This is a genomic window from Prevotella amnii DSM 23384 = JCM 14753 (assembly GCF_000378745.1).
Taxonomy (GTDB): domain Bacteria; phylum Bacteroidota; class Bacteroidia; order Bacteroidales; family Bacteroidaceae; genus Prevotella; species Prevotella amnii.
This window is the reverse complement of record NZ_KB905267.1, coordinates 73,449-90,918: the sequence shown is the minus strand read 5'-3', so window position 1 is coordinate 90,918 and position 17,470 is coordinate 73,449. Positions and strand designations below refer to the sequence as shown.

Here is a 17,470-nt window from a genome sequence, read left to right as displayed (position 1 = left end):
TTATTTTTTATCGGTATTTGCAGAATAAAAAACATTTAAAGCATTACATTCACGCAACATTTGCTTTAAATCGATAATAACTCCCATGTTTATATTTTTATCTGCCTTAATATTCACCGTCATCTTCTTTCGTTGCTCAGCCGACATTGATTGATATTCTTGTTGCAAATAGCTCTTTATCTCTGATAAAGACAAAAGTTTATCATTAAGCTGAATTTTATCTTCTTTACTTATTATATTCCCCCTTTCATCAACAGGTTTGCCTATATATATATAATCTACTGTGGACTTTTTTTCCATCCTAACTAAATTTCTTCCTGCAGGCTCTTGGTATTTTACCTTTATATTAGCCTTTCTAATATGAGTTACTAACATGAAGAAAAATAAAATAGAAAATATCAAATCTGGTAATGAAGCTGTATTAAGCTCTGGAATATTATGATTATTATGTCTATAAATGCCCATTATTCTAACCTCTTTGCCATTGCCACATCATTTAAAACATATACTTCAGATACACGTATAGGAACCTGCTCATCAATAACCTTCTGCTCATCTTTATCGCATAACGCATAAACTCGCCCAAACTGTGATAATCCTTTCTTATCACGAATAGTGTTATATGCAAAAAGAATAGCATTCTGCACTTGAAAGTATTCATCATAAGTCGCATCACGTTCTGTCTTCAATTGTATAACATGTTGTGTACCATTATACTTAATAAAATTAAGCACAAGTTTTCTTAACGATATTATATTAACACTCTTACTATCAACCTTGATAACTCCATCTTTCTTTACCTGTATTTGCATCACATGATTAGCATTTACAGCTGTAATCTTTTCTTGATGCTGTTTTTTCTGCATAGGTGGCAAACTTCTATATATACCCTTATTAGAGTCCATAGAAGTTGTTACAAGGAAAAAGATCAGTAACATGAATGAAATGTCTGCTGTTGAAGAGGTATTAAGACCTGGAACATTTTTCTTCTCTTTCTTGAAAAATCTCATTTTTACACCTTTCTTCTTGATCTACGATAACGTGTAGCACCAAAAATTACAGCTCCTACAGATACTAAAAGCATTACCAAAATAGTATTTACAAACATATCAGCTGCCTGCAACCAAAACTTATCTGTAAACATTTCACCATTTATTTGCATAGAAGTAGTAGTTCCAAATAAGAAAGTTAAAAGTAACACTACAAGCATACCTACAATAACTAAAATTGTAATCTTTCGCTTAGGAATACCATTTACTACCTTACCCTCTATTTTTACGCTCCGTATAGAGTTGTAAAGAGAATATAACATTATAATCAATGCAAATACTATTAATATATACATCCATACTAAAACACCATCTGTCAATAACGATGCCTTGAATGAAGCATCATCAACAAAAGGTGTATCATAACCTAACAAATAAAAACCCATAAAAACAAGTACCGTTATACCTAAAATAATATAAAGCACTCGCTGAGATATCCTCTCTACTAATTTGTTTTTTGATACCCTATTTATCATTTTGTTTTATACTCCATAATTGCATCTAACAAGGTTATTACAGATTCTTCCATCTGTGATGTAAGATGCTCTATCTTTGACAAAATATAATTATAGAAAACCATTAGCAATAAAGCTACTATAATACCAAAAATAGTAGTTATCAACGCTACTTTCATACCTGAAGCAACTATTGTAGGACTAATATCTCCTATCTGCTGAATTTGGTCAAAGGCCATTACCATACCTATTACAGTACCTAAAAAGCCTAAAGAAGGACCCATGGCTATAAATAATGTTATCCACGAACAGCCTTTTTCTAAATTAGCACTTTGCACACTACCATAAGACGTTACACTACGCTCAATATTCTCTATTGAATCATTAATACGCAGCAAGCCTTGATAGCAAATAGAAGCTACTGGACCCTTTGTGTTTCTACTCAAATCCTTAGCCCCATCAATATCGCCAGACTCTATTTTTTTGCTAATGTCTATCATAAATTTCTTAGCGTCAATCTCTGATAAACTAAGATATATAATGCGCTCAATGCAAAAAGCTAAACCTAAAACTAAAGCTATAGCTACTAAAGACATAAAACCTGCATTACCTTCTATAAACTTTGTTTTAAGCTCTTGATGATAGCTATTACTTTGCTCTTTATCTGAAACCTTTGTACCTGGAACTGTTTTATCTATTACCGTAGCATCTAAAGACTTGTCAGATAACGTTTCGCCAACCGCTGCTGTTTTTATAGCATTTGACCTTTTCTCTTGTGCATATACCACTGTGAAAGTGGTAAACAACATTAGGCTCACTATTAAAAAGCGAATAAAATTACTTTTCATTTTAAAAACAATTTTAATATTTGCGGAAATATATGTTGAAATACAACATAAGACAACCTTTGTATCATTAGCTTTTATATGTTTTTGCCTTTTCACATAGCAAAGTTGTAACCGCAGGGAAATATTTAAAACCTACTCTAAAATATAACCATAAGAAACACACTCTTTGCATTTCTTGGGTTCAAAGATACTAAGAAAAGGGACACACACCAAATAATAGACGTTAAATATGTTTGAAAACGTAATTGTAGAATAAATCTTTAAAAGAACCACTTACCTCTTATAACTAAAATGATTTATACACATTAATATATATATCATAATTTTAGCCTAAACAAACTTAGGCTGATAACTATTTTATATAAAATAAGAACAAAAAAAAAAGAGGTTAGAAACATATCCTAACCTCTTTTATCTCTTAGCAAATATCTTACTTACGAAGACCTAAAGCTTTTACAATAGCACGGTAACGCTCAATGTCTATCTTATACAAATAATTCAAAAGAGCACGACGCTTACCTACTAAACGAGTTATAGAACGAGTAGTAACGTGATCTTTACGGTTTTTCTTAACATGCTCTGTTAAGTTTTTAATACGATAAGAGAAAAGAGCGATTTGGCTTTCTGCTGAACCAGTATCTGTTACTTTTTGTGCTTTACCATACTGTTCAAAGATTTCTTGCTTTTTTTCTTTGTTTAAATACATTGTCTTAAAATGGATTAATTGTTTGTTGCAATTACATTTTTCTATTGCGTTACCGTCATTAATCACAGCGGGGTACAATATCAAATGCATCGGATTTTCCGAAAAAGCGATGCAAAGGTACAACTTTTTATGCATATAGCAAACGTTTCCAACTTTTTATTTGTACTTTTGCATCTGATTTTAAAGAAAAATCTTTTTAAGGTAAATTCATGCAAGATATTCGTAACATCGCAGTTATTGCGCACGTTGACCATGGTAAAACCACTTTGGTTGATAAAATGATGCTCGCTGGAAAGTTATTCCGTGATGGACAAAACAACAGCGACGAAGTACTCGACTCTAATGATTTGGAACGAGAACGAGGCATTACTATTCTTTCAAAGAATGTTAGTATTAATTGGAAAGGAACTAAAATAAATATTCTCGACACTCCTGGTCACTCCGACTTTGGTGGTGAGGTAGAACGAGTTTTAAACATGGCAGACGGCTGTTTGCTCCTTGTTGATGCTTTTGAGGGTCCTATGCCACAAACACGTTTTGTGCTTCAAAAAGCTTTAGAAATAGGGTTAAAACCTGTTGTAGTAATAAACAAAGTGGACAAACCTAACTGTCGTCCAGAAGAAGTTTACGAAATGGTATTCGATCTTATGTGCGATCTTAATGCAACAGAAGAACAACTTAATTTTCCTGTTGTATATGGTTCTGCTAAAAATGGTTGGATGGCTAAAAGTTGGAAACAACCTACAGATAATATAGAATACTTACTCGACTTAATTGTAGAGGCTATCCCTGCTCCTAAGTTATTAGAAGGAACACCACAGATGCTCATTACTTCGCTTGATTATTCTTCATATACTGGTCGTATTGCCGTTGGTCGTATTCACCGTGGCAGCTTAAAGAACGGGCAAAATATCACTATATGCCATCGTGATGGCTCTAAAGAGCGAACAAAAATAAAAGAGCTACATACCTTTGAGGGAATGGGGCATGTTAAGACAGATGTTGTAACAAGTGGTGATATTTGTGCTGTTATAGGGTTAGAAAACTTTGAGATAGGCGATACCATTGCCGATTTTGACAATCCAGAGGCTTTACCTCCTATCGCTGTTGATGAACCTACTATGAGCATGCTTTTTACTATCAACGACTCTCCTTTCTTTGGTAAAGAAGGAAAATTCTGCACATCACGCCATATTAATGAGCGCTTAGAGAAAGAGTTAGAAAAAAATCTTGCTCTTCGTGTTCGTAGCTTTGAAAATAGTACAGATAAATGGATAGTTAGTGGACGAGGAGTGCTACATCTTTCTGTTCTTATTGAAACTATGCGCAGGGAAGGCTATGAGCTTCAGGTTGGTCAGCCACAGGTTATCTATAAAGAAATAAATGGGCAAAAATGTGAACCTATAGAAGAGCTTACTATCAATGTACCATCTGACTTCTCGAGTAAGATGATAGATATGGTAACACGCCGCAAAGGAGATTTATTAGGTATGGACGCAGAAGGAGATCGCGTTAATATTACTTTTGAAATACCATCTCGTGGCATTATCGGTTTACGAACCAATGTTCTTACAGCAAGTCAGGGCGAGGCTATTATGGCTCATCGTTATAAAGAGTATCAGCCCTTTAAGGGTGAGATAACTCGTCGAACAAATGGCTCTATGATTGCCCTTGAGGCAGGTACTGCTTTTGCCTATGCTATAGACAAGCTGCAAGATCGTGGTAAATTTTTCATCGATTCTGGAGAAGAAGTTTATGGCGGAGAAGTAGTTGGAGAGCATGTACACGATAACGATTTAGTAGTAAACGTAACAAAAGCCAAACAGCTTACTAACGTCCGTGCTTCTGGTTCAGATGAAAAAGCTCGTGTTATTCCAAAAACTGTAATGAGTTTAGAAGAATGTCTGGAATATATTAAAGCAGATGAATATGTAGAAGTTACTCCTAAGAATATTCGTATGCGCAAGATTATTCTTGATCACAACGAGCGTAAACGTGCCAATAAAGAATAGACACACATATTTTATATATTTTCTTTACAAAAGGTAGCTAATCTTTAAAAGTAAGAAGAGCTACCTTTTGCTTTATATTTTACATAGAAAATATATCTATAAACTTGTGATAATATCTTTTATTAGTTTTATCATTCTATCAACTCCCAACCCAGACCTCTCACCAGCCAACTGTATAGTAGCACGTTTTAGCATTATTTTCCCTAACGGGCTATTAAGCATTTTAAAAGAGGGATAACGCTTGGCAAGCTCTTTTTTCACCATAGGATATATTTCAAAAATATCTTTTAGCTTAGTTTCTGGAGTAATTTCTATACCTTTTACTACATCTTTTGTTGTTACCTTTTCTTCTGAAGTAGAGCTTTTTTCTTCTTCTCCTGCCCATGTTAGCAAAGTTTGCGAACCTGTTAAACTACGAATATGAGTACAATCTTGCATCATTTCAAGTACTCCACAAAATTTGCCCTTTTCATCTCTCACTGCCGTATAGTGTATGTATATAAACACATCAGGCTTATTTATCCAGAACTCTGCATAATCTTGCTCACCTTTACGAAACTTATCTACTATTTCCTTTACTATGTGTACACTCTTTCGTGGGTGGCAATTAGTAACTTCTCTACCTATAACATTCTTAGAACGAGGAAATATACGATGATTAGTATCAGAATAAAATTTCACTAATTCGTTTTCATCTACAAAAGAAATATCTATGGGAAGATGTTTGTAGATAAGATTTATTTGCTTTAAAGTCAGCTTGCCTGTTGTAACATTAAGCTCTTCATTTTCACCTACCCCATAACCATATTTAGAGAGCAGATTCTGTAAATCGGTAGCAAATGATTCTTTTGCAGCAGTATTTTTAAGTGGTTCTGGTTTTGGCGAAGTAACATTAATAAAAGCAAATCCTATCTCTTGATCTCCTATTTTCATATCTTCAAATTCATCTTTTGTGATAAGAGCAAGTGCAGTAGGATATAAAATAGTTTCTTCTTTCTCCATCAAATCTCGTGCATGAGCTATCAAATCATGCTGTTTAGCTATAAAGGCATCTTCATCTGTAGCTTCTAACAATTGTTCTGAACTACGAATCTCATCACTTATTATATCATCAAAAGTCCACATAGTTGTAGTAGGACGATCAAACCCCTTCTTCTCAAGTAAAGGATATAGCTGATTTTGCTTACGTTTATAGTGTATAGGATATTGCTTTATATCATCATATAACTCTAACCACTGATTTTTTATAAGTGGATATTGCACTAAATCTTCTACCTTTAAGAGCAACTTTCTCATCTCATCATTTTCTTTGTAATAATGAGCCAAAGGGTGATCCTCAGCTAATTCGGGGCGTTTGTTCTCCATAAAACCTTCTAAAAGCTCCAATACTTTATGCATATCTACACGCACACATTCATCTTCATTGCCATCTTTTAAAGTCTGTTCCATATAGGCAATATGATAGGGATATATTTTACCTACTTCGTTTCTGAGCCTTTCACGCCCCTCTTCTAAAGTTATTTTACCCTGTTCGTATTTCTCTTCAATGTCTAATAAGCTCTTCATTCTTTCTATTTCGATAGAAGGAAGATGGTCTTTCATTTTATTTATCATACTACTAAACTGTTTAAAAATAGTATCACAAAGGTATAATTTAGCAAAATATCAGCTTATAACAAATGTTACCACGTAACGTTAAAAAAAACAAATAATACATTTACAGTACAATTTCTATATTTCCATTCTATTCCTATTTAATGCCATTTACTTATACTTTTAATCAGTATTTTACAAAACTATTAAATATTTTATCCTTTAAGGAGCATTTTCTTTAAGTTATATGTTTTAATATGAAAAAGTAATATTATTATATAAAATCATAGATATTACGAAAAAATTATTACTTTTGTATGTATTTTCAAACAAACAAAAACAAATAAGAATGAAGAAGATGTATTTTATGTTCTGCCTTTTCTTTGTAATAACTTGCAATGTAATGGGTCAGACCACAATAGCAGACAAACTCATTGGTACTTATCTAACCGAAGGCGGTAAAGCTAAAATAGCTATAGCAAAGAGTGGCAACACATATTACGGCAAGCTCATTTGGAGCATAACTAAGAATGCTTTAGATAAGAATAATCCTGTAAAATCTGAACGTACAAAGAAATTAGCAGGTAAAATAATCCTTACAGGCTTTAAATATGCAAATAACGACGTATGGAACAATGGTAAGATATATGATCCTGAAAATGGTAAAACTTATAGCTGCAAGATTACAAGGAAAGGTAATGGCGATTTAGTTGTAAGGGGATTTATAGGTTTTTCCCTTTTAGGACGTAATACTACATGGATACGCCTAAAATAACAATAAATATAAGACATATATAATATTGTTTTTATTACAAAAAAGCCTTTTCATGGCTTTAATAATCAAAGTTAGTTATACAATAAGTTTTTTAGAAAATATTTTTTTCATTTCGGTATATGGTACATATTGTTAATGTGTACCATATACATTAGTAATGTACATCATCTACACTATTGGTGTATATCATCTACACTACTGGTGTACGTCATCTACACAAGTAGTGTATGCCACATACACTGGTATTATTTATAAGATTATACTAAGTATATAGTCTATAAATCATCTTCTACATATTTTATTTAACGTTTCTTTGGCTTTTCGGAAAAAGAGTATTAACTTTGTACTTGGTTTTAAAATATAAAACTAAGGGGTGCTTGCCTGTGTAGGCTTGCTGAGATTATACCCATAAACCTGATACGGGTAATGCCGTCGTAGGGACATTTTCCCCTTTAATGTTAAATTATAATATAAATTACATTCATGAAAAGAATGGTATTTTTAGTTAGCACACTTACTTGTGTTAGCGGGCTCATGGCACAAAACAGGATTGATACTTTAAAGAGTAGACAGCTCGACGAAGTAGTTGTTGCCGGTGTAAGAGTAACAAAGAATGCTCCTTACGCTGTAGCTAATATTAAGAAAAGTGAGTTAGAAAGTTTTAGTAAACAAGGTAAAGAGCTTCCTTTTCTCTTTGCTCGTACTCCTGGCATTATAGCTTGGGGTGAAAATGGGTTAGGTACTGGTTCTGTATATATGCGCATGAGAGGCGCAGGAGCAAGTAGGATAAATGTCACTTTAGATGGCATTTCGCTCAATTCACCAGAAGATCAAGCTGTTTTTTGGGCTAACATGAATTCGTATGCCAGCCTTTTAGGTAGTGTACAGATACAGCGTGGTATAGGAACTTCTACAAATGGCGATGGTGCCTTTGGAGGTTCTATATCTTTAGCTACAGCTTCTCCACTGTTAGTTCCTTCTTTAGAGTTAAGTACTTCGTATGGGTCTTATAACACTTATTCTGTAGGAACTAATTTTTCTACAGGCTTGTTAGGAAACAAATTTATCTTCGACGGAGCATATCATGAAACAGGAACAAAAGGTTTTGTTCACGGCACAGCTGGAAGGTCTGGTTCTTATTATGGAGGATTAACGTGGCTTCCTAATGACAGGCTGCGCATAAGCTATAAAAACATTGGCAATTTTGAAAAAACTGGTCAGGCTTGGAACGGTGTAACAGCAGGTAATGGTGATGGAAGTTTAATAGATGGCAGCTATAAAGAACGTACAGGAATTACCACATATAAAGATATGTACAAGAATGGCTTAGGTAAATATAACACCTTGTATGAAAACTTAATAAAGGGTAAAGATGGAAAGTTTGAAAAAGATGCCGATGGCAATTATAAAACTTATCGTTATAAAATGCGTGATGGCTCTTATTGGGATAAAACTACGGATAACTTTTATCAAAACCATAATATCCTCTCTTTTTCATACAAACCAAATAACAACTGGAGCCATCGCTTAGCAATACACTATACATATGGTTATGGATATTATAACGAGTTTAAAGAGAATAAGAAACTAAAGTATTTTGGATTAACCTTTACAGATGCAGACGGAAAAGAGGTAAAGAAATCTGACTTTGTACGAAGAAAGGGCTTACAACAATATACATATAGTTTAGTATATACTAACAATTATAAAGACGATAAGTGGGATATTCTTGGAGGAATTAACCTTCAACAATTTCATTGTAACCACTTTGGTTACCTTACTTATATAGGTAATGAGGAACTTGATGCCAAGTTTCGCCCAAATGGTGTAGACTATAAGTATTACGACTCAAAGGCATTTAAGCAAGACAATAGTGCTTACATTAAGGCAAGCTACCATTTTAACAACTTTTTAAATGTTTTTACTGATGTACAATACCGCTACGTAAACTACACATCTGATGGTGTCAATGATAAGTTTTATAAAAATAAAGAAAAAGGTGGATACATTAACCAGAATATAAACATTGATAAACAATACCATTTCCTTAACCCAAAAATAGGTTTAAGCTATTATAAAAAGGGGCATAAAGCATATACCTCTTTAGCATGGGCACATCGTGAGCCTGAGCGTAACAACTTTACAGATAATGGTAAGTATCCTGCTCCTAAGCCAGAACAATTACTCGATTTAGAACTTGGCTACCAATATCAGGCAAATATATGGCATGCTGGAGCTAACTTCTACGGTATGTGGTACCACAACCAGTTTGTACAAACAGGTGAACAAAGCGACATTGGCGAAAATCTAACTACCAATATTAAGCGAAGTTATCGTATGGGTGTAGAGCTTGAGGCTGGTGTACAACCTTTATCATGGTTATCTATAGAAGGTAATGCTGCTTTAAGTAAAAATAAAATAAAAAATTTTGATGAAATGGCAAGTGTTGATTATGAAAATAGCTTTGAAAAAATACATTATAATAATTCTACCCTTGCTTTCTCACCATCAGCTATCTTAAATGGTTTTATAGATGCCCATTATAAAGGTTTTAAAGCCACTTGGCATACTAACTTTGTGAGCCGTCAATATCTTGATAACACAGAGAATATTACACGCTCATTACCTTGTTATAGCCAGACTAACGTAAACGTTAGTTATACGTTCCGTTTCCATCGTAAATCTTTTGGATTAAAAGAGATTGTTCTTAGCAATTATTTTAACAACATATTCAATAAGCATTATGCTGCATCAGGCTGGGTTTATACCTCTATATTGAAAAGCGAAAATCATAATAATACAAACGATAATCGTTATACCCAAATAGGATTCGTACCTATGGCAGGATTCAACTTTATGGCTAACATAACTCTGAAGTTCTAATAAAATTTCTCATTGTTATACATACATGACAGAAATCTTAAATACCCTCCACAGTTTCTTTACCGACTATCAAAAACTTGAGATAATAGGGACTGTGGTGGGTTTAATATATATTTATCAGGAATATAAAGCAAGTATCTGGTTATGGCTTACAGGTATCGTTATGCCCATAATATATCTCGTCGTATACTATGAAGCACAGCTTTATGCTGATTTTGGAATGCAGGTCTACTATATTATTGCTGGACTTTATGGATTCCTTTATTGGAAATTTTCTAATAAAGAAAAACAAAAAAAACTGGCTATAACTCATTTACCACGTCGCTATCTAATACCTCTTATTGCAATTTTTATAGCACTATGGTTTGTTCTTTATACAGTTTTAGTACATTTTACCAATTCTAACGTACCTCTTTACGATAGCTTTGGTAATGCTGTTAGTATTTTAGGGCTTTGGGCTTTATCAAAAAAGTATATAGAACAATGGCTGTTTTGGATAATAGCCGATATAGAATTAGCTGTGCTTTATGCCTATAAAGATATACCTTTTACTGCTGGATTATATGCTCTTTATGTTATATTAGCTATTATAGGATATAGAAAATGGAAAGCAGAATACCATAAAAATAAAAAAGAAAAAATAATATAATGAACGATATTATAAATAATTTCCCTATATATTATGATGCTGTAATACTCGCTGCAGGCGATTTTCCACAGCATTCTTTACCCATAAAAATATTAAGACAAGCTAAAAAACTTTTTGTTTGTGATGGTGCTTTAGCTAACCTCTTAAAACTTAACATAACACCAACTGCTATTATAGGAGATGGCGACTCTATAAACAACACTTTAAAACAACGCTTTTCTGATATTTATCACCAAATAGAAGAACAAGAAGAAAACGATCTAACAAAAGCTACTCGATATGCTCTTGCACATATAGACAAAGAACATGTTGGTAAACAGCTACCTCGATTTTGTTACATAGGTGCTACTGGTAAACGAGAAGATCACACCATAGGTAATATTTCGTTAATGATGTATTATTATAAAGAATTAGGAATTATACCAACAATGATAACTGACTATGGATATTTTCATACTTCTAATGGTGAACATACATTCAGCTCTTTACCTAAACAGCAAGTAAGCGTTTTTAATTGCTCTTGCACTTCTCTAAAATCGGAAGGACTTAAATGGGATATTTACCCAATGAAGCAGTTTTGGCAAGGTACGTTAAATGAAGCTTTAGCTAATAGTTTTACTATCAATGGCAATGGGTTTTATCTTGTTTATCAAACATTTGCCCAAAAAGAATAAGCCATCACCCATTTGCATCGTTCATCTTACATAAAAAAATAGTAACATTTGTTGCTTTTAGTCATCTGGCACAAATATTGTACATATAACAATATTAGAAAAACTCTTTTTAAAAAAAAGAAATTATAAATAATAAAGATGATAGAAAAAGCAAAGGTTCTCACTATTAGTGAAATGATAAATTATGCAGAAGGAAGCATTGTTAGTAAAGAATTAGAGCATAACAGCTCTGGTAATATAACCATATTTAGTTTTGATATAGGTCAGAGATTATCAGAACATTCTGCACCTTTTGATGCCTTTATACAAGTAGTTGATGGTGAAATGGCACTAAACGTAGAAGGTATTACCTATAATATTAAGAAAGGAGAATGCTTTATTATACCGCAAGGAGCACGCCATTCTGTTTATGCCCCACAACGCTTTAAGATGTTACTAACAATGATTAAGGGCGAATAATGAGGCTAAAAACATATTAAACAGACGTTTTTACTTATTGTTTTTAGCTGCAATGTTTCTCTTTAGTCCTTCAAACTTCACACGCTTTACAGCAGATCCTTTAAACAGCTTACGATACTCTTCTACCGTAAGATTATGCCAATCTTCCTTAGTCATCATGAGAAGTTCTGGTTTTGGCTGCAATTTAGGCTCTGTAGTGGGTACAGAAAAACGATTCCATGGGCAAGAAGTAAGACACCTATCACAGCCATAAATAGTATTACCCATAGCCTCTTTTGCCTCAGAAGACAGTTCCCCACGATTTTCTATAAGCTGATAAGATAAGCATTTATCCGATTTAAATACAGGATCTTCACTAATAGCCTTAGTAGGGCAAGCATCTAAACAACGATGACATTTACCACAACGACCCTCTATAGGCTCATCGTATATATCTACTTCAAAGGGAAGAAATACTTCTCCTAAGAAAAACATAGAGCCTGCATGTGGTATGATAAGTTGATGGTTTTTACCTATCCAGCCTAATCCTGCCTTAGTAGCCCAATAACGCTCTAACACGGGAGCTGTATCACAAAAACATCTCACAACATTATCACCTATTTCAGATAGTGGCACAGGTAAGATCTTTTCTGCAAAAACACGTAATCGCTCCTTCATCAATGTGTGATAATCCTGTCCAAGGGCATATGCTGATATTTGATATTCGGTCTCCGGAATAGTTTTTGAAGGCGCATAGCTTAATGCTACTGATATTATTGTTTTTACTCCGGGCACAAGCAAACGAGGGTCTAACCGCTTCTCAACATTGTTTGCCATATATAACATTCCTGCTTCATTACCACTATCTATCCATTCTCTATATGCTTTTGCTACCTTTTCTTCTACAGGTAAAGCCTTTGCCATACCACATGCAAAGAATCCTAATAGTTTGGCTTCTTGTTTTATTACATAAGAAGAAAGCATATAAATAAGTGTTTTTTAGAAAGAGACAACTACCCTTTATTATTATAAAAACAAAACAGAATATCTTAATTTAGATAAATATATAAGAAAGCATACATCTATAAATCCTCTTATGTATGAAACTATTCCTATAACTATTCATCTACTTTTTTTACAGCTAAAAGTTATAAGTGTCTTTAGGGTCTTTAGGAAACAGCTTAAACTCATATCCTTGTTCCTTAAGCCATTGCAACGATTCCGGGAGAGCCGTTTTTAGCTTATCAATACTTTTTAAAGAGTCATGGAAGGTTATTATAGATCCGTTACGAGCATATCTTTTTACATTGTCTACAACATCTTTTGCTGTAAGATATTTAGAATAATCACGTGTAACAAGATCCCACATTACTACACGATAATGTTGCTTAATCCACCAATATAACGTGTGGCGTAATATACCATGTGGTGGACGGAAATATGGCGACTTTATTATAGCATCTGCCTTTGTAACATCTATAGCATAAGTTAAAGTCCAATGCTTAAAAGATCCTAAATGATGATAGGTATGATTTCCTACCATATGTCCACGTTTTTTTATCTCTTCAAATAATTCTGGATACTTTGCTACATTATCAGCAACTACAAAAAACATCGCTTTTGCTTCAAACTCATCTAACACATCAAGAATGAATGGTGTTGCTTCTGGTATTGGACCATCATCGAAAGTAATATAAACAGAATGATCTTTCTTGTCCATTCGCCATAAAGCATGAGGATAAAAAAGCCTAAGCCATCGTGCTGGTTGTTCTATAAGCATTTATAATATTATTTTTTTATAAACAATTTAAATAATGAAAAGCCGAGAGATAGTCTTTATCTTAAACTATCCTCGGCTATAATTTCTGCTCTGTTTTTCTATTGTCCGTAAGATATTAAAGCTCCACCCAATGCCTCAAAGTTTTGCATAAGCATACTTAATTCTTTTGCATGTTTCGTTGCCCATGAAGAATTGAGCATTTTGTTATCCTGAATAATGTTCATCATTATTTGGAAATGCATCTTACATGACTCTTGCGTCATATCAAAATAACGACTATTAAGACTCATATAATAATTGACATACTGCTTAGAGTTTTTCCAAAGCTTGTCATATATTTGGGTAGCCTTGGCTTTCTTTCCAAGTAAAGAATAAGCTTTTGCTAAGCTTTCAGCACCACTCATATACACACATGGTACTACCGAAAAAGGTATCTCTTTATCAACCTTTTGTAAAACCTTCAATGCTTTATCCTTTTTACCTTCTGCTATAAGGTTTAAAGCTAACTGACCTACCTCACGTCGGTGAGTATAAGCCATACGAGCAATAGTTTCATCAAGATAGAAATGAGGATTAGAGAGTCCGCCCCATTTAAACTTATGCATAACAGCATCATACGTTTTCTCTGTATCATAATTGCGAATATTTAACGTCTTACCTGCGTTATTTTCTGTAGTTGTAAATGGAGTAATTCGATAAGCTAAACCTTCTTGTATGAAGTTGTCGCCAAGATTCATGAAATTTTCTCCTCCTACAGTAATTGCTACATATAGAGGACGAGTCCAATTAGTATTCGCAATCATCTCAAGCATCATCAAGTCGTTCTTATATAGAGTATCTTTACCTTTTAACGAAATAATCATCTTATCTGGTATAGAGCCTGAAGGCAACATCATTCCACTACGTTTTACCGCTTCTTTATCTATTGTCATATAAATAGTATCAGTAGGAATAACATGCGTTTCATCATCTTTAGAACGTACCCAATACCTCAAAATATTCTTCAATTCAAAAGGATCTTTGCCAAAAACCCTCTTCGCTTCTGCTGGATTTTGATGATAAAACTCTTTTATCTGCTCCTTTAATCCTGGCTGTATTGGTATCATTTCGTTAGTCCCACTTACGTAATCTAAACGCCGCCATTTAATAGGCACACTTGGAGAGTTATAAGCTGGACGACGCATCTGGTCGATATACCAATCTGCCTGCAGATAATTTAAGTTACATACACGTACATCTGTACGCACACCTTCTACCTCCTGATTATACCATAAAGGGAAAGTATCATTATCACCATTAGTAAATATTATAGGATTACCTTTCTTTTGTAGTGAGTTAAGATAATTTTGTCCGAAATCTCTACAAGTATAACGCCCTGAACGGTCGTGGTCGTCCCATGTTTGAGATACCATTTGAATAGGAACAAGTAAACATATTATACTAACAACTGCTGCTGATACTACTGCAGGCACTTTAAGTTTTTTAGCCCAATCATATAAAGCTGCAACACCCAAACCACACCAAATAGAAAAAGCATAGAATGACCCTGCATAAGCATAGTCACGCTCACGTGGCTGCCCAGGATATTGATTAAGATATAATACGATAGCTAAACCTGTCATAAAGAACAGGAAGAAGACTACCCAAAATTGTTGAATCCCACGTTTTCCACGCCATGCTTGCCAAAAAAGTCCGATTAATCCGAGTAGTAAAGGCAAGCAATAGAACACATTATGACCTTTGTTCGCTTTCAAATCGTCAGGCATCAAACTTTGATTACCATACAAAGCATTATCTATAAATGGTATACCTGTTATCCAATTACCATGCTCAGGCTCGCCATTCCCTTGTATATCGTTTTGACGTCCTGCAAAGTTCCACATAAAATACCTCCAGTACATGAAATTACACTGGTATGAAAGAAAAAAGCGAATGTTCTCTGCTTGTGTAGGCATCTTCACACCATCTACATCATGACCTGTAATACCTCCCATCCATTGTTCATATTGTCCTGCATGTTGATAATCCCACATTCGTGGAAAAAACATATTCTGTGAATATTGCAATTTATCTTTAGTGCGGACAACAAAATACGAATCCTTCTCCGTAGGTGAGGCTTTCTCCTTACGCTCATAAACAGGCGCACCTTTTGTGAACTTGTAATGCTGCCCATCTTCAGCTACTGCTGGCTGACTTGAATAAGCCTGACCATAAAGCAAAGGATAATCACCATACTGATTTCTACTCAAATAACTTCCTAAAGTAAAAATATCTTCTGGCGAATTTTGATCCATTGGCGGATTAGCTGTAGATCTAATCACTATTAATGCATAGGAAGAATAGCCTATAATAAGCATCAACATACATAGCAACGCTGTGTTTTTTATACGAGAAGATATAAGAGGTGTTCTAACATTTTTACCACCTATGGTTCTTTTACACTTTACATGCAATACACCAAAGACTATTGCAAGTATTACAATGCCTGTAAAAAAAGCCTTCCAACCAAAGCCTACAAAAGGAATACCTATCAAAGCTAAAGCTACTAAAAAAGCAATATTCTGACGCTTCTCATTACTATTTTGATAAGTTTCATAAATAGCCCAAATAAACGAACCTATCAATAAAATAATATAAATAATAGTACCTGTATTAAAAGGCATTCCCAAGGTGTTTGTAAAGAACAATTCAAACCAACCTCCTACGGTAATAATTCCCGGCACAACACCATAAAGCACAGCAGCAACCAATATAATAGATATTAGCAAAGCTATAAGAGAGCCTTTAAGATTAGCATTTGGATATTTCTTATAATAGAATACTAAAACTATAGCAGGTATACAAAGAAGGTTTAACAAATGAACACCAATAGATAGACCTGTCATATAAGTTATAAGTACTAACCATTTATCAGAATGTGGCTTATCAGCATTATCCTCCCATTTAAGTATAAGCCAAAACACTACTGCTGTGAAAGCCGAAGAGTAAGCATATACTTCACCCTCTACAGCAGAAAACCAAAAAGTATCACTCCATGTATAAATAAGAGCGCCTACTAACCCTGATGCTTCTATTGCAATAAGTTTTGGCAAAGAAATACTTCCTTTCTCACGCACTATAAGGCGACGAGTAAGGTGAGTAATAGTCCAAAAAAGAAACATAATACAAGTAGCTGACAACAAAGCACTCATTGTGTTTACCATTCTTGCCACTTGCGTAGGATCACTGGTAAAGTGTGAAAAAAGATTAGCTGTTATTGCAAAAAAAGGAGCCCCAGGAGGATGTCCTATCTCAAGTTTGTAACCTGTTGTGATAAATTCAGGGCAATCCCAAAAGCTCGCCGTTGGCTCGATAGTGGAAACATAGGTAAAAGCAGCTATAAGAAAAGCCACCCAGCCTAAAATGTTATCCACAAGTCTAAACTTTTTCATATATTTATTCTGTTTTAAAAATAATTGCAACTAACTAATAGTAGCTATCTTATTTTATTAATTCTACGATATTTGTTGCAAAGATACCAATATAAATTATATTATATAGTGAAAGCTATAAGAAAAAAACAAAAAAAACTTAGACAGAAAATATTATAGAATAAACCCATAGTTACT

The 17,470-nt window shown here is 33.9% G+C and carries 15 protein-coding genes and 1 riboswitch; of the genes, 6 read left to right on the top strand and 9 right to left on the bottom strand.

What is annotated here, in order from left to right; all coding sequences use genetic code 11:
• The 5 genes from F596_RS0101710 to rpsO all read right to left on the bottom strand — a co-directional run bounded on the left by F596_RS0101710 (position 1) and on the right by rpsO (position 3,058).
• Complete coding sequence (locus F596_RS0101710; RefSeq protein WP_008451280.1) at positions 1-465, bottom strand: ExbD/TolR family protein; 465 nt, start codon at positions 463-465, stop codon at positions 1-3.
• The gene (locus tag F596_RS0101705) at positions 465-1,010 is read right to left on the bottom strand and encodes an ExbD/TolR family protein (RefSeq protein WP_019035620.1); all 546 of its coding nucleotides are present in this window, start codon (positions 1,008-1,010) and stop codon (positions 465-467) included. Before F596_RS0101705 ends, F596_RS0101710 begins: the two co-directional genes overlap by 1 nt.
• A gap of 2 nt (positions 1,011-1,012) precedes the next feature.
• Positions 1,013-1,525: a hypothetical protein gene (locus tag F596_RS0101700; protein ID WP_019035619.1), complete on the bottom strand. Its 513-nt coding sequence runs from the start codon at positions 1,523-1,525 to the stop codon at positions 1,013-1,015.
• Positions 1,522-2,352: a MotA/TolQ/ExbB proton channel family protein gene (locus F596_RS0101695; RefSeq protein WP_019035618.1), complete on the bottom strand. Its 831-nt coding sequence runs from the start codon at positions 2,350-2,352 to the stop codon at positions 1,522-1,524. The genes F596_RS0101700 and F596_RS0101695 overlap by 4 nt, the downstream gene beginning before the upstream one ends.
• A 430-nt stretch (positions 2,353-2,782) precedes the next feature.
• Positions 2,783-3,058, bottom strand: coding sequence for a 30S ribosomal protein S15 (gene rpsO / locus F596_RS0101690; RefSeq protein WP_008449347.1), 276 nt, complete (start codon positions 3,056-3,058; stop codon positions 2,783-2,785).
• Between the two features lie 209 nt (positions 3,059-3,267).
• On the opposite strand from rpsO, the gene typA reads away from it, so the two are divergent.
• Positions 3,268-5,070, top strand: coding sequence for a translational GTPase TypA (gene typA, locus F596_RS0101685; protein ID WP_008449260.1), 1,803 nt, complete (start codon positions 3,268-3,270; stop codon positions 5,068-5,070).
• Positions 5,071-5,166: 96 nt separating this feature from the next.
• On the opposite strand, the gene F596_RS0101680 is transcribed toward typA, so the two are convergent.
• On the bottom strand, positions 5,167-6,684 hold the full coding sequence (locus F596_RS0101680) for a DUF438 domain-containing protein (RefSeq protein WP_019035617.1): 1,518 nt from the start codon (positions 6,682-6,684) through the stop codon (positions 5,167-5,169).
• Between the two features lie 328 nt (positions 6,685-7,012).
• Between F596_RS0101680 and F596_RS0101675 the strand changes: the two genes are divergently transcribed.
• The 5 genes from F596_RS0101675 (at position 7,013) to F596_RS0101655 (ending at position 12,103) form a co-directional block, all read left to right on the top strand.
• Entirely contained in the window at positions 7,013-7,438 is a 426-nt protein-coding gene (locus F596_RS0101675) for a DUF2147 domain-containing protein (protein ID WP_019035616.1), read from the top strand.
• A 359-nt stretch (positions 7,439-7,797) separates the two neighbouring features.
• Positions 7,798-7,896, top strand: a riboswitch (TPP riboswitch).
• Positions 7,897-7,921: 25 nt separating this feature from the next.
• Positions 7,922-10,321, top strand: a complete 2,400-nt coding sequence (locus F596_RS0101670; RefSeq protein WP_024992623.1) for a TonB-dependent receptor — start codon at positions 7,922-7,924, stop codon at positions 10,319-10,321.
• Positions 10,322-10,346: 25 nt separating this feature from the next.
• The gene (pnuC, locus tag F596_RS0101665; protein WP_019035614.1) at positions 10,347-10,970 is read left to right on the top strand and encodes a nicotinamide riboside transporter PnuC; all 624 of its coding nucleotides are present in this window, start codon (positions 10,347-10,349) and stop codon (positions 10,968-10,970) included.
• Entirely contained in the window at positions 10,970-11,644 is a 675-nt protein-coding gene (locus F596_RS0101660) for a thiamine diphosphokinase (RefSeq protein ID WP_008449228.1), read from the top strand. Before pnuC ends, F596_RS0101660 begins: the two co-directional genes overlap by 1 nt.
• Positions 11,645-11,782: 138 nt before the next feature.
• Entirely contained in the window at positions 11,783-12,103 is a 321-nt protein-coding gene (locus tag F596_RS0101655) for a cupin domain-containing protein (protein ID WP_008449351.1), read from the top strand.
• A 30-nt stretch (positions 12,104-12,133) separates the two neighbouring features.
• Here the strand turns inward: F596_RS0101655 and queG are convergent, their stop codons facing one another.
• The 3 genes from queG to F596_RS0101640 form a co-directional block, all read right to left on the bottom strand.
• A complete protein-coding gene (gene queG, locus F596_RS0101650) occupies positions 12,134-13,066 on the bottom strand; it encodes a tRNA epoxyqueuosine(34) reductase QueG (protein ID WP_019035613.1) in 933 nt (310 codons plus the stop codon).
• 157 nt (positions 13,067-13,223) lie between these two features.
• Positions 13,224-13,862, bottom strand: coding sequence for a polysaccharide deacetylase family protein (locus F596_RS0101645; RefSeq protein WP_008449306.1), 639 nt, complete (start codon positions 13,860-13,862; stop codon positions 13,224-13,226).
• Positions 13,863-13,960: 98 nt separating this feature from the next.
• Entirely contained in the window at positions 13,961-17,293 is a 3,333-nt protein-coding gene (locus F596_RS0101640) for a glycosyltransferase family 117 protein (RefSeq protein WP_019035612.1), read from the bottom strand.
• Between the last annotated feature and the right edge of the window lie 177 nt (positions 17,294-17,470).

Bases quoted from the DNA above. Each gene is read 5' to 3' on its own strand.
- F596_RS0101710 (WP_008451280.1), bottom strand. From the start codon at position 465: ATGGGCATTTATAGACATAATAATCATAATATTCCAGAGCTTAATACA.
- F596_RS0101705 (WP_019035620.1), bottom strand. From the start codon at position 1,010: ATGAGATTTTTCAAGAAAGAGAAGAAAAATGTTCCAGGTCTTAATACC.
- F596_RS0101700 (WP_019035619.1), bottom strand. From the start codon at position 1,525: ATGATAAATAGGGTATCAAAAAACAAATTAGTAGAGAGGATATCTCAG.
- F596_RS0101695 (WP_019035618.1), bottom strand. From the start codon at position 2,352: ATGAAAAGTAATTTTATTCGCTTTTTAATAGTGAGCCTAATGTTGTTT.
- rpsO (WP_008449347.1), bottom strand. From the start codon at position 3,058: ATGTATTTAAACAAAGAAAAAAAGCAAGAAATCTTTGAACAGTATGGT.
- typA (WP_008449260.1), top strand. From the start codon at position 3,268: ATGCAAGATATTCGTAACATCGCAGTTATTGCGCACGTTGACCATGGT.
- F596_RS0101680 (WP_019035617.1), bottom strand. From the start codon at position 6,684: ATGATAAATAAAATGAAAGACCATCTTCCTTCTATCGAAATAGAAAGA.
- F596_RS0101675 (WP_019035616.1), top strand. From the start codon at position 7,013: ATGAAGAAGATGTATTTTATGTTCTGCCTTTTCTTTGTAATAACTTGC.
- F596_RS0101670 (WP_024992623.1), top strand. From the start codon at position 7,922: ATGAAAAGAATGGTATTTTTAGTTAGCACACTTACTTGTGTTAGCGGG.
- pnuC (WP_019035614.1), top strand. From the start codon at position 10,347: ATGACAGAAATCTTAAATACCCTCCACAGTTTCTTTACCGACTATCAA.
- F596_RS0101660 (WP_008449228.1), top strand. From the start codon at position 10,970: ATGAACGATATTATAAATAATTTCCCTATATATTATGATGCTGTAATA.
- F596_RS0101655 (WP_008449351.1), top strand. From the start codon at position 11,783: ATGATAGAAAAAGCAAAGGTTCTCACTATTAGTGAAATGATAAATTAT.
- queG (WP_019035613.1), bottom strand. From the start codon at position 13,066: ATGCTTTCTTCTTATGTAATAAAACAAGAAGCCAAACTATTAGGATTC.
- F596_RS0101645 (WP_008449306.1), bottom strand. From the start codon at position 13,862: ATGCTTATAGAACAACCAGCACGATGGCTTAGGCTTTTTTATCCTCAT.
- F596_RS0101640 (WP_019035612.1), bottom strand. From the start codon at position 17,293: ATGAAAAAGTTTAGACTTGTGGATAACATTTTAGGCTGGGTGGCTTTT.